Here is a 13,235-nt window from a genome sequence, read left to right on the forward strand (position 1 = left end):
ATTAATGATTCGTAATAAATGGATCCAGCCTTGCCGCGATTGCAGCGGCCTGCGCCCTTGTCAGCGCATCGCCCGGATTGACCTTGCCTTTGTCTCCGAGAATAATGCCGTGCTTAATCGTCAGCGCGACCGGAATGACAGCCCACTCTGGAATGCTGTCCTTATCCTCGAACGAAGAGAGAATTTGCGCAGCTTCAGCCGCATCCATATCTCCGCCTAGCTCAAGCGACTTCAGCAGCCTGCCTACCATCGCCATCGCTTCCATTCGGTTCAAGGTTGCCGCAGGCGCAAAGCTGCCGTCAGCCAAACCGTTTACGATGCCGAGCTTTGCGGCAATGGATACGCTTTGCTTGTACCACGCGTTTGCTTTCACATCCGTAAAGCCCTCGTCCGCCGTCTTATTCATTAATCCTGCAACCCGCAGCAGAATCGTAGGGTATTCGGCCCTTGTAATAGGGCTATCCGGTTCAAAGCGGCCCTTTCCTTTGCCTAGTAGGAACAGCTTCGATGCTGCTTCGCCGATGCTTTTCTCTCCCCAATAACCGACCCTCACATCGCCAAAGGCTTGTGAAGTAGTCAGGAAGATCAGCTTGCCTTCCCCGGTAAGCTTCACATCGACATATGGCTTCTCTGCCGTACCGCCAAGCTTCCATGGCAATGTGGTCCAAGTGCCGTCCGCGCTTTGCAGAATAACTGCCTTGATCTCCCTTGCTTGAACCGTTTTCGGAACGGCTGCATGCAGCGACACATAGCCGTTCCAGCTCGCTTCCGGAAGATTGCTCGTAATCGTCACGCCTTGCCCGTCGCCAAGCAAGGAAGAGCTCAAGCTCTTCGCCAAGTTCTTCGAAGCGTTAATGCCCGCTTCATCGTTGACGCCTACCTTAAAGGACAAGCCGCCTGCTGCGCCTTCCAGCATTTTTGGAGTGAGCGTGATTTGTGCCATAGGGAGGCTAATGCTAATGCTCTTGCCGCTGTCCACCGCTTGCTTCACAGCGGATGCATCCATGCGGAAGCTATATCCCGCAACCGCCTCGTCTGCACCTGTAATGACCACGTCGTCAGAGCCTGCCGCTTGGAGCATCTCCGTTGTAATCTGAATGGAGACGCCGCCCTGCTCTCGCTCCGCTTGGACAGGCTTGTTATTGATCACGACCTCAACCGGACCCTCCGGCATAACAGGAGGCAGGGTTATTCCGCCGCCACCTCCGCCGCCTCCGCCTGCCGTCCATAGGCTGGCAGCCAGCTTCGCCGATGTAGCGGTAGCTTTTTTCGTTAATGATGCTCTAGCTGCAATAATGATCGTATCTCCGGCCGCAGCGTCCATTTGCCCATTCCTTGGGAAGTTAGCCCATTCGCTAAGATCCTGCCCGAAGGTTGGAAGCTGCGCATCTGCGCCATTTTGCGGATACACCTTGTACGCCAGCTGTTGGCCGGTCATATCGCCCGCCTCGCCAATCGTCGCCATCGTTTTGTTCGTAACGCCGCTGATTGGCGACAGGAATGCCGTAATTCTTCTTAGCGTGGTTTGCTCCGGCCAATCGACCGTTACCGCTGCCATCGCCTTGAGCGAGACATCATCCGTCAGTTTGTATTCCGCTTCAATTAAGCTAGCGCCAACATCAAGTCCGATGATCTCGCCAGCATCCGTCAGATGAACGGCATCTCCCATTCCGATTGAGAAATGCAGCCGCTTCAAGTCAGCCGCAGCTATTTCTTTTTCCTTAAACTTAGGTTTGCCGTCAGCGCTCTTACCGTCTGCAAACTTCAGCACCGCTTTGACCTTTACGCTGTCGCCGGGCTTGATCTTCTCAAGCGGCTTCAGCACCAGCGCTGCCGGAGCCTCGAATGAAGAATCGCTGACGATAACGGTCGCTGTATTCTCGTTGCCAGCCAAATCCTCGGAAACAAAGTGGAGCGGCGCCGTAGCTTCTTTCCCTTCGATTGACACTAAGCTTTTGAATTTTCCATCGTCCGCTACCGGAACCTCATGCCCGTTTACCCATAGGCGGGCATCGTTGCTCGTCGTTCCGGCAACCTGTATCGTGCCCGTTGTTGTTCTAGCTCCCGTTACCGGCTCGTCGATGTAGAGCACAGGCGCGAGCGTATCTACGGTTATATACAGCATCGTAACGGATACATCATGGGTCGCTTTATTGGTAGACACCAATTCAATGGCATAAGGACCGTCGGTCTTAAACCGATCGAATGTCAATTCGCCGCGGCTATTCGGCCCCTCATTTTTGAGGCTTGTCTTGCCAATCGATTGATCCGCGTAGAACGCTTCCACCTCGACATCTTTATGGCTGGCAATAAGGCCGATGGTTTGCTCGGTTTTATTCGTAAGAAGCTTAATGAATTTTTTCGATGAGTCCAATTCCAATCGCCCATCGGTCGAGCTCGCATTCAGCACAGGCTTATTCGGATAAGGCAGATGCTTCATTGCGCTTTTTACACTGCCTGCAAAATGATAGTTTTCATTTTTATCCGCAGCCTTGGTCGGTTTCGTAACGGCAGAAACGCCAATGATATAATCCTTGTCGATCTCAAGCCCCGTATATTTCACGTCAATGTTGGCATTCTTAAGCGGCACTAGACCTTTCTGGTCAATCGCGTTCGAAGTGGATGTCGCTGCCCAGCCTCCGATAAGGATGCCTTCATAGATGCCTTTTGCTGCATTCCAATAAGGAGCTAGCTCCGTCTCCGTAAACAATAATTGACCGAACGGCTCGTACGTCTCCAAAACGCCGCCGCGTTCCTTGAACGCATCAAGAGCGTAGCTGTGCTCAAAGCCGGCATGGCCTGCCTTCTTCGCCGAAGGCTTGAAGGAAAGAGCGAACAGCCCGTTGCCCGCAGGCTGAATCAAAACGTCGCTAACCTCGCTTGGCGCCAGCGGATCGATGATTTCGAACCGTTCTTTTGATGTTTTGGTGCCAAAAGCACCCTCCGACTTCAGCTCAGCGCGCAGATAATAATGGCCCTGCTGCAATAATCCGCGGATGTCCTCGGTATCTCCAAGCAAGGAAACATTCGATGCATCGATCGTTTTGCTTCCGCTAGTGATGCGGCCTGACTTGCTGCCATTGCTGTCAACAGGCAAGTCTTTGGCAATCAACAGCCCAGGCTCTCCCGGCTCCAGCACTTCCTGTCCGCCTGCTTTTGCCGTGCTTGCGTCTGCCAGCGCATCCTCTGTCAGATACAGGTTGATCGTATCTCCAGCCTGCGCGTTGTTAACCTTCCACTCAGCCGTAAACGCGTTTGCATCCGTTCCGCTTTGGTTCAGCTTAACGTCTGTCAGCTCCGGCGCAGTCGGGATATTAAGCAATCTGCTCTCGACCTTCTTCACGGAGGTAAGCGTCCAAGTGCCGCCTGCAGCTGCGCGATCCTGCGGAATAATAATGTAAGCCTTTCTCGAATCGACGCCGTCTGCCGACTGATCCGCAGAAATATGCTGCGTAAAGGCGTTCGCCTGCGGGTTCGTATTCGTATTGTCAAAGATAACCGGGTACAGCTTGCCCGACGAATCCTTCAGCGTAAAGTTCGGAAGCTCCGTCGCATCGTAATCCATCTCGATCATCGCATTGCCGGTTACGCCGTTCAGCGGAATCTCGTGCACTCTTCCGCTATTTTTCACAACGATGCCGCCCATGCCAAGGCCCATTGATCCGGTATCCAGCACGCTTACGCCTTCCGAAACTTTACGGTACGTAATTTCCTGCGATTCCTTCTCTGTATCAAGCCATGATGTGGCTAATGTCTCGACGCCTTGTCCAATGACCATCAGACGCGGACCCTTCTCCGGATCTTCAATCACCATATGAATGAAGCCTTCCGGCAGCTGTTCGCCTGAGGTTCCGAACTCAACGCCTCCGCCCCAATAATAGGTAATGCCGAGGGAAATAAATAAAATGCCTACGCTGCCCCACAGCTTATCATTATTAATGCCTAGGAATACGCTTGAGAGCGGCATGCCGCCTACGACGGGAACGCTTGACGGTATTTGCACTCTCGCGCCGATGTAACCTTCAAAGTCGATCCGGTTTTTCTCTAGGTTTTGCCCGACGAAAATGCCTGCTTTGCCGATAATGACATCCCAGCCGCCAACATCAACCTCCGCTTCAAGCCGCACAAACCATGGCGTTACCCACTGCGCCTCGATCATCGCTTTCGTCAGCATGGGTACAAGATCATCGTCCTCGGGCTCTGGATTTGAAGAGTAATCCATTTTCCCTTCAACCTTAAGCCCCGTACGTTTTACCGTAAGATCGATGTCCCCGAAGAAATATGCCGGAGCAACACCAAACTTTAAGCTAACGCCCGCTTCAACGATGAGAGGGAACGGGTCTTTCTTGGTGCCGCCCGCAATCGTATCCGCAAGCTCGCGCACCGCTCCTCTTATATCCGTCAAATACGTCGCGCCCGTGATGAGCACGCCAGGATCAGGCAAGCTTGTGCCAAAAGCGATCACATCCGGCAATATCCGGCCGTCATCGACCTGCTTGAGCGAAAGCTCAATCTGAACCTTGACCATATCCTTCAAATCCGCTTTGAACTGGAGTCCGTATTGATTGTTAACGCCCTCCACCTTTTGGGCAAAATGAACGATATTGATTTTGCCGCTGGCCGTTCCTCCAGACTCCTCTTCGTCCCCGCCATCCTTCGACTTCTCAGCACCGAATAAGCCGAGGTCTTGGCCCAAATCGAATTTAAGTCCGGCATCAATGCCTACAAAGCCTTTGTCGTTAAAAATGACATTGCGCATTTCCGCTTCCAGTATCTTCAATGAAATCGAGCCGCCAAACGAGACGCCTCCCTCGCGGAGAATAAAGTCATTGAAGGTGAGGCCGAAGCCGTCAATCGAGAAGCTCGGTGCCGCAAACAAGCTATGTTTGTTGAAATAAATCGTCTCAATCATCAGCTTGCGGAGCGGGTGAAGAGCATCTCCAAGACCGCCTGCAGCCCAGTCGAGCGAGCCGTTCAGACTATCGTCTTCTTCATTGCCTTCGCTGTCTGGCAGCTCCTCGTCGTTAACGATATAACCTTCGCCCAGCGATTTATTAAAGCCGTTATAAAAATCCAGCGTCCATTCCCCTTGATGGAAAACAAAACCGCTGCCTGACACGCTAAGAATGCCGTCGCCCTTCACGATAAGCGTGTCGAAAAAAGGAATGTCATTCAGAGCGCCCTTATTCGGCTGCTTGGTGAACAAGCCTAGATCCAGCTTGCCTGGCACAAGCACGATGTCTTTCCCGCTATACGCCACCGACTCATTAATAATGGCCGGCTCCGTCTTCGTGTCCACGACCAACTGCTGCTCATCGCCAGTGCCGACCTGCTTGATCATGCCGCGAATGACGACAAGCTGCTCCGGGCCATCCTCTTCTTCAAAAAACTCCTCCAGCTCCTCCTCGGATTCAAACAGCTGGTATTGGTAGGCAGCCACTTCTTTCAGCGACTCCGCATCCAAATATTCCGCCAAATCAAATTCGGGATCGGTCGCCTTGCTTGCCATGCCCACAATTGTTTTGGCTTCCTTATATCTCGTAACGGCGCTATAAAGATCGGTACCGTTCTTAAACGGCGTTCCCGGAAAAGCATCATTAATCTCTTCCAGCAGCTTGCCGCTCACACTAGGCGTTACGAAGCTTAAATCAACCGTTTGCTTATAAATAGCCAAAATGTTAGCTTCCCTGATACGGGATTCCTCATTGTCGGTTACAAAGAAGCTTTGGCTTGTCGTAATGTCATACATCGCCTCAATTTCCTTGTCGCCGCCTGCGGTTCCTTTATAATCGATCTCGACTACATATTCACCCAGCGGAAGCTCCGGTCCCAGATTCGGCGTCACGACAGTGCCAGCCGCGTCTACAAGATCGCCGCCCCGGTACGTAATCCGCATGTCGCCCGCGAAGCCGTCGGCACCAGGCTGCAAAATGACGGCATTTTTAACGTCTGCCTTATATCGTTTGCCGGTTACCTTCTCTTGCAAATAAAGATCGAAGTTAGGCGCCGTAGTATCATTGCCCGTGTTGTATGCTTCGATATTAGAGAGATTAAGCGAGATATATTTCACATCGGAGCTGTACAGCTCTGGCGGCGACATGCCATACACATAAGTTGGCACCGCTTCTCCGACTGCCGGCAGAAGAATAAAATTGGTTTTGCTGGATTCGAATTGCGCTTTAATGCCCTCGTCCTTCATGCCTTCCATTTTTTTCTGGGTTTCCGGGCTTTTCGCCGTAACCATGTACTGCCGCGTTACGGGCCAAGGCCTGCCCGTTGCCTGTACCTTAAAGGTTGCCGTTACCGTTTCGCCCGGCTTGTACATCGGCTTGATGTTATTGGCCGTCTCCTCCGGCGTAGCGGTTTTCTTCCGTTCCAGCGATTGGGTGCGGAATGTCTCGAGCACAGGCTTGTTGTCCTTATCTCGGACAATATGACCGGCATTGTCTACCCTGACAAAGCTAAGCCCGTTCTGAAGCGCCATATCCACAGTAATCTTGGAATGCTCCATATCGAACATGGCAAGATTCTCAATCTCAACGTTGATATCAAAAATACCCTCGTTCACATAAGCGCTGTTATCCTCTAAGGTAGCCAGCTGCTGTACGGGATCGATATAACGAATCGAGAAAACTTTGTCCGGCGCAATGATTTCCCCTAGTCCATATACCGTCTCAAACGTCTTTGTCGCCTGCTTCGCCAGCTTCTTGGGATTCCAATAAAAGGCGACTGCCGAATCTGCCGTGCCGTAATCATTCGTATCGCGCGTAAAATCAAGGTTCGGATTCGGCGTATAATCCCACTTCGTATTCGCGAGGCTGTTCCAATGGCCAACCGTCATCTCGTCGACGATGTTGATGTTACCTTCGGCGAAATTGTTGAAGCCATACGCGATAACATTCGTTGCCTGCGGATTGTCGAGATCAAGCTTGTCACGCATCACCCAGTAGGCAGGCAGCTTGTAGACCGGCTGATCTACTGCTGGAATGCCCAGACGCTCCGGATCATGCACCAGCTTTCTCTCTACCGTCAGCGGCGACTTATAGGTCGTTCCGATTTGGAATTCCGGACCGTCATTGCCCGCAACCATCGTATCGAGCAAAATCCGGCTGCCTACCTCAACCTGAGCGCCGCTTTTGTTGACGACCTCGTAGCGGATATTGACGTTACCGGCATTCAGCTTGTCGGCGCTGTCCGTATAAAGCATCAAAATTTGCTTAATTTCTACCCCTTTGATTTTCCAGATCGTTTCGATCTGCTTCGTTCCGTTCGTGTTTTGAATGATTCTCGGCTTCGACGTCTCCGAGAAAAACTGTGTGGAAAATTTATATGGATTGCCAAATATATAGTCGGTGCCGTCGATTTTGAACGTTGTAAACGAGGTTTCCGGATCGTCGCCGCGAAACAGCATATCGACATTCTGATCCTTTTTCCGAATCGGCTGGCCTTCTACCGTCCGGATACCGAAGCGGCCTGTGCTGTTATCAACCGTAATTTTAATAAATTCATTTTGCAGCACCGTCGTGCTGGAACTGTTCACCGCAGCTGCGACGGCCTCGACACCCGCGTAGTTTGAAGCTATAAACAATAACAACGCGAGTATGAATATACCGCTTCTCTTCCCTTTTCCCACCTGACTGCCCCCTATCTTCTGACTAACACTAGCAATCGCAATATGACTATCCGACCGCAAAAGAGACGCATGAACCATCAGCCGCGCATGACGCGCAGCCGATGATTTTTCGTTAGTGATCGACTATTGTGCTTTCGTTATGAAGAAGGTCGCGTATTCCCGCTCCCGCTCCTGATTTCTTACGATGATGGTGTACCAGCCAGCTTTAGGGAAGGCCACCGAGAACTTGCCGTTCACGAGCTCATCATAGGTTAGCTTGCTAGCAATATATTTCATTTGCCCTTCGCGATAGAGCCCCGGCTGATAGAGCAAATCATAGGTTCCCCATTCGTTGACATTCGTGCTGCCGCCTACGTTCATCAGGTTATAGCCGGTTATCGTGAACGTCAGCGTGCTGCGATCAAACAATGCCGTTTCCTGCGAGGCTGCCGAGATAAGCATGTCGTTAGCAAAGAGGAGCATGCCTCCCTCTTTCACTACATAAACATCCTGCACCGCTACCGCCGTATTGCCAACCTGGTCGGTAACCGTATACGTAACCTGCTGCCGTCCGCCTGCTTTGCTCAAATCAAGCTTGCTGATCGCAACCTTGATATCAGCTGCTTTCGACAGATTATCAGATACGGTAAAGCCTCCAAGATCGGTGCGGAAATCAAAGCCTTTCTTATTTTGAACGACAGCTGTCGAAGCCCGGTTTAATTTAATCTCAGGCGCTTTATTGTCCAGCCCGTCCACATTTATAGCGACCTTGTTCACATTGCCAAGCAAATCCGACAAGGCGAGGGTCGTCGACCCATTAGCCGAATAAATACGGGAATAGGTGAAGCTGCCGTTCGCATCGCTGATTTGATTCGTGTAGCCGCCGCTTTGCAGGTTCGGAACTACTCCGGCAAACACATGATTTGGCGCTGACGTCTTGCCGCTCAGCGTAACCTGCATGCTGCCTCTCGCGTACTTCTTGCCGTCGATCGTCACGATTTTGTTTGGCGGGAGAACGCTTCCGTCCTCGTCTACAAACGTGTAGCTGATTTGGTCTGGCTGCGGCGGTGCCGCAATAATGTTGTCGACCTTCTCCGTCAAAACCGTCGTATTGCCGTAAGCATCGGATACGACGAACGATTGAACGCCATTGCTCTGGGTCGTAACGACACGGCTGCCCTTAACGAGATCAAAATCTTTGCCGTTCTCGTCTACCTTCTGCACCTCCAGCGTTACGCCGGAGGAGAACAATACGTTGCCGCCGGCGTCACGAATGGTGCCAAACGTTTTTGAGGCATTTTCCCCGTAGCTGTAGGAGCGCACGATATGAACCTTCGGCGCCTCTTTATCGATATTTTCAACCGTAGCCGTTGCCGTGCCGGTATTGCCTGCTTCGTCTATGAATTCAAAGGTAAAGCTGCCGTTTTGCGTAAAGGTGTAGACGCCCTTGCCTCCGTTATTCGTCACTTGGACGGGCTTGGAGGTATCCAGCTTGACCGTCACATCGCTGTTCGTAGCATGAGTCACCATATATTCAATGCTGCCCTCCGGCGGCGTTCCGTCAATATTGGCGACTACAACATACAAGGTGTCCTTGCGATCTGCGTCATTAATGTCAGTCAGATCAAAAGTATAAAAACCATTTTCCTTCACGTTGAACGTATTGCCGCTGCGATCCGGAACTGATGGATTCACTAAAGATGGCATAACCTTAATGCCAAGCGGCACCGTAACGTCGATGTTCACGCCAGTCGCAGGACCGATCGGCCGGGTTGTGCTCAGCTCAGCTAAAGCATATACAGGCTCGGTTCCCGACAACGTCTCGATATTTATGAGCTGAGGTTCGCTAATTGCGCCCCCCGGCGTCCTGTATTTCACTTGAACGGTCAGCTTGTCCGCATCTCCTGAAGCGGTCGGCACCGCTGCAAAGCTGGTGTATGGGCGCCACTTTTTCCAGCTCGCGCCGTTATCCGGCGAGATGGAATATTCATAGCCGCTCTTATCCTCCGTATCGAGGGTGAGCTTCAAAATCGCGGTATAGCCATCCGCTTCATCGCCGTACAGATAAATGAGATCGGAATGGGATGGAGCAGGCGGAACTTCAGAGCCTCCGCTCTTCGATACTTTAAATGTTCCGGAAGTGCTTTTAATGATGCTGTTGCCCGCTCCGTCGGTCGCCCAAACGTATAAGCGGAAATCGGCAATTTCACCATCCGCCAGATCCTTGCTGTCGATTGCTGTTGCGCCATCCTCAGGAAGCGTCTTCCAATCCGGAGAATCCGCATCGGGCGCAGCCTTTCCAGCCTTCACCCATTGATAGCTTTTCGTTAAGCCGTTAACGCTGTATGGCTCCTTAACGGTTACCGTCACCTTTTGCGTTTCGAGCGGGTATGCCACTCCATTTTTGCTAAACGTTACCGTCGGCGCCTGATTGTCAAAATAATAGGTTTTGGAGAAGTAGTAGTAACGGTCACCCGCCTTCGCCATCATATGGATATACCGAAGCCCGTTCTTGTCCGCATCAATCGGAATTAAATAATCAAACCCTTTAGCCATGCTGCCGCCAATCGAAGCTTGAAGCGGCGTGTAACCAGACGCATCGGCCGGACGAGTTGCAGTCGTGCTGAGGCTGTAGCCAACTACATCGGGCGTGAGCCCGCTGATGCTGAACACCACGTCATGGCTTTTTACATAATTCGGGTCAGCCGGAGGCGAGAATGCCGAGCGGACATTGATTTCTGAATTAACCGTTACGATCTTATCCGTCGAGGTTATGATTTCATTGCCCGCTTGATCGACTGCCTTAACATAAAGACGGTATTTGCCATCCTCGTCTACCTCGTTAAGCGTCGATGCCGTCAGCTTGTCGCCACTCAGCGCTGCATTTTTCCAATTGACTTCCTTCGGCTGCTTGCCTTCAAGCACCCATTGGTAGGAGCTTTTCTTCACTCCGCTATGCTCATCGGTAATCGTAGCGTTAATCTGGACATCGATCGTGCCGTCTCCATTAATTTCGTTAAAGGTGACGGCCGGCTTGCGATTGTCCAGCTTCATTGGAGTCGAACGGTACGTCCAGTTCGAATCATCCCATTTGAAATCATCCAGTTTCCACAGCGAGGCGTCTCCATAATTGCCTACTGCCGCAAGTGCTTTATTGTCGGCATAAAACGTTTTATCGGCCTCAGAGCCTGGATGCTCTTGCTTCCATGCTTCATATTGCGAAAGATTGTCTTCTACGTATTTTTTCTTTTTGTCGTACTGCATCAGCTCTCTTGCCGAGTCCCATGTCATATCGGCCGTCCAAGTATGCAAATACCATTCGCCGCTGTTGTCAGCAGTGAGCGCTTCCGCCGGCGGCGCTATCATATTCGTCTTGTTATTGACCACCTGCAGCATCGTGCCTGCGTATTCGCCCGGATAAAGCTCTTCTCCTGGCTGCTTAGCCGAAAGGGAATAACGCTTAATTGCCGCAAAATGATCATCAGCCTTGGCTGCAAAAGGATCGGACTGCGACTGGCTCCATACGTAATAAACGAGCCCTACCGCCGGCGAGCCTGCCCCTGTAGTGTTGGATGGACGGTAAATGCCGCGGCTTGGCTTCTGCGCTCCCGCTTCCACCGGATCAAGCGGGGGGATAATGACCGCGGGGTCGTTGGCATCAATCGTTACTTTCCCGTTTCTCTGATAGACCTGATCGTTCGCGCCGCCGCTCTCAAAGCGGTAATCGATGACCGGTGGCTGATTATCAATCGCAAGCCTGGCCCAATCGGTCTTCGAATTGACGAGAGACTCGTCTCCGTCTATATGTATGCCGTCATAGTTTGCCGGCTGTATTAGCAAATTGCCCGCATAATCCTGAATAACCGATGTATCGGATGCATCACCCTTGCTGTCATGCGATACGGCAATTGCTTTCAAAAGCGGCGTTTCCATCGAGAGCTCTTTTGTAATATTTGCTCTGAACGTCCAATTTTTCGTGTTGGAGCCCGACTCATAGTAGGCTCTCATCCCGTTATTGAACAAAATGAATGTGCCTGCCGCTTCCCAGCCATTTTTTACAATGGCCTCCTCGGTCATCTGCAGCGTAAAGTAGATGCTGTCATTTTTGTTCAGCGTGACGCCCGTTACGATTTCCGGCTGAATCCCGTTGCCGGTTTTCGTATATTTTGGCGCTACGGCATCAACGATGACCCGGTAGCCTCCATTTTCATAGTCAAACGGATTAAGCGTCTTGCCTTGCATATGCAAATTGCTGGCGCTGCTTGCTACATTCGGAAAATCCGTAATCGCGACATTTCCTGCCGCATCCGCCAGTACGGCTCCCCGCAGCTTTTCTTCCAGCGTCTGATTCATCGGCAATGCGCCTGATGATGTGCCGGTGATCAGAGGCTCCAGTGGCAGGTTGCCGCTGTTATGATATTTTGAGCCTGTATATTCGTAGGTAATGCTGCTCTTCAAAGACTTTAGACTGTCAGCATCATAGGAAGTATTTTGTAGATATTGCTGTTGTCCAGCGGCGGGCAGACCGGTCCCGTCTGGATTGACGAACAGCGGATGACGCAAGAAATGCTCAAAATACGCTGTATTTAGCGCAGTTGGCTTCACTGGCTCCGTGAAATTATAGCTAAGCTTAAGGTGCTCATCCTGTTTGACAAAAAGCTCCTGCTGGCCGGTTATCGGATTTTCCCGCTCCGCGCCGTCGCCTGTGAAAGTGTAGCTTGACATGACCGGACGGGTTTTGTCCTGAAACTTAATATACAAGCCTCTGGCTCCCGTAAGATCACCATCGTCGTCACCCTCGCCATATACTTCTATCGATATCTTTTTTGTTTTCGAGGTAATGACGGTGGATGCGCTTCTCGCGCCAACATCTCCGCCGCCCGTACGCCCGTGGAGCAGCTCCTCTCCATCCACTTCGAAGGTTGCCGTTGAAATACGCGTCCAGGTAGGTATGCCTAGAAACGAACCTTCATAATAAACAAGCCTTTTCCATCCGACCACAACCTCGGCATGCCCGCTTTTCGCAAGCTCGCTTAGGGTAGGGTTGTTTTGGATATCGATTTCAAATTTAACTGTCGTTGCATTGTCTCCCTTGCCTGTAAAAATATCGCCGCTGCCCCAATCGATTTGCGAATCCGAATCCGTTTTGGTCTGCTTAAACCCAGGCGTATTGGCGTAGATATTTATGAATGCATTATCCGCATCATAGGTTAAATTACCTATGTGCGTTCCTGCGCCGAACATAACCTCCAAATCCCCGCCAGCCGCTTCGACTTTGACTGCGGTAAAACCCTGCAGCAGCGTCGCCAGCATAAATAGGACCATTGCTGCCGCAATCCTTTTGTGCGCCTTGTTATGATTGTGCATGAACATCTGACTCCCCCTCTGAACTCGTGCTATATTGCCAAAACAAATGACTTCTCTTTCGACTTCAAATGAATCCGATTTCACTATCGATCGTCATAATTCGGTAAACATTATCCTTTTCCGCCAGCAATCGACATCATCAGAAAGTGTATCAAACCACTCTGTGCAAATTCTGTGCAGAATCGGGTCTTTAGTCCCTAACCTATAAAATTCGGAGTAATGCACACACAAAAAAGCATTCGCCCTACCTATCCTG

Annotated in this window: 2 protein-coding genes; both read right to left on the bottom strand. The window is 51.3% G+C overall.

Translation table 11 applies throughout. The annotated features are described in order from the left end of the window. Nucleotide 1: 1 nt before the first annotated feature. The gene (locus A7975_RS24530; RefSeq protein ID WP_065386906.1) at nt 2–7,633 is read right to left on the bottom strand and encodes an S-layer homology domain-containing protein; all 7,632 of its coding nucleotides are present in this window, start codon (nt 7,631–7,633) and stop codon (nt 2–4) included. Between the two features lie 123 nt (nt 7,634–7,756). Continuing rightward, nucleotides 7,757–12,979, bottom strand: coding sequence for a hypothetical protein (locus A7975_RS24535; protein WP_141680413.1), 5,223 nt, complete (start codon nt 12,977–12,979; stop codon nt 7,757–7,759). Nucleotides 12,980–13,235 lie beyond the last annotated feature (256 nt).

The sequence above is a fragment of the Bacillus sp. FJAT-26390 genome (assembly GCF_001682865.1).
In the GTDB taxonomy this organism is placed as follows: Bacteria; Bacillota; Bacilli; order Paenibacillales; family Paenibacillaceae; genus Pristimantibacillus.

What these genes read in the sequence shown, in the direction of transcription:
- A7975_RS24535 (WP_141680413.1), bottom strand. Translation starts at nt 12,979, where the DNA reads ATGCACAATCATAACAAGGCGCACAAAAGGATTGCGGCAGCAATGGTC.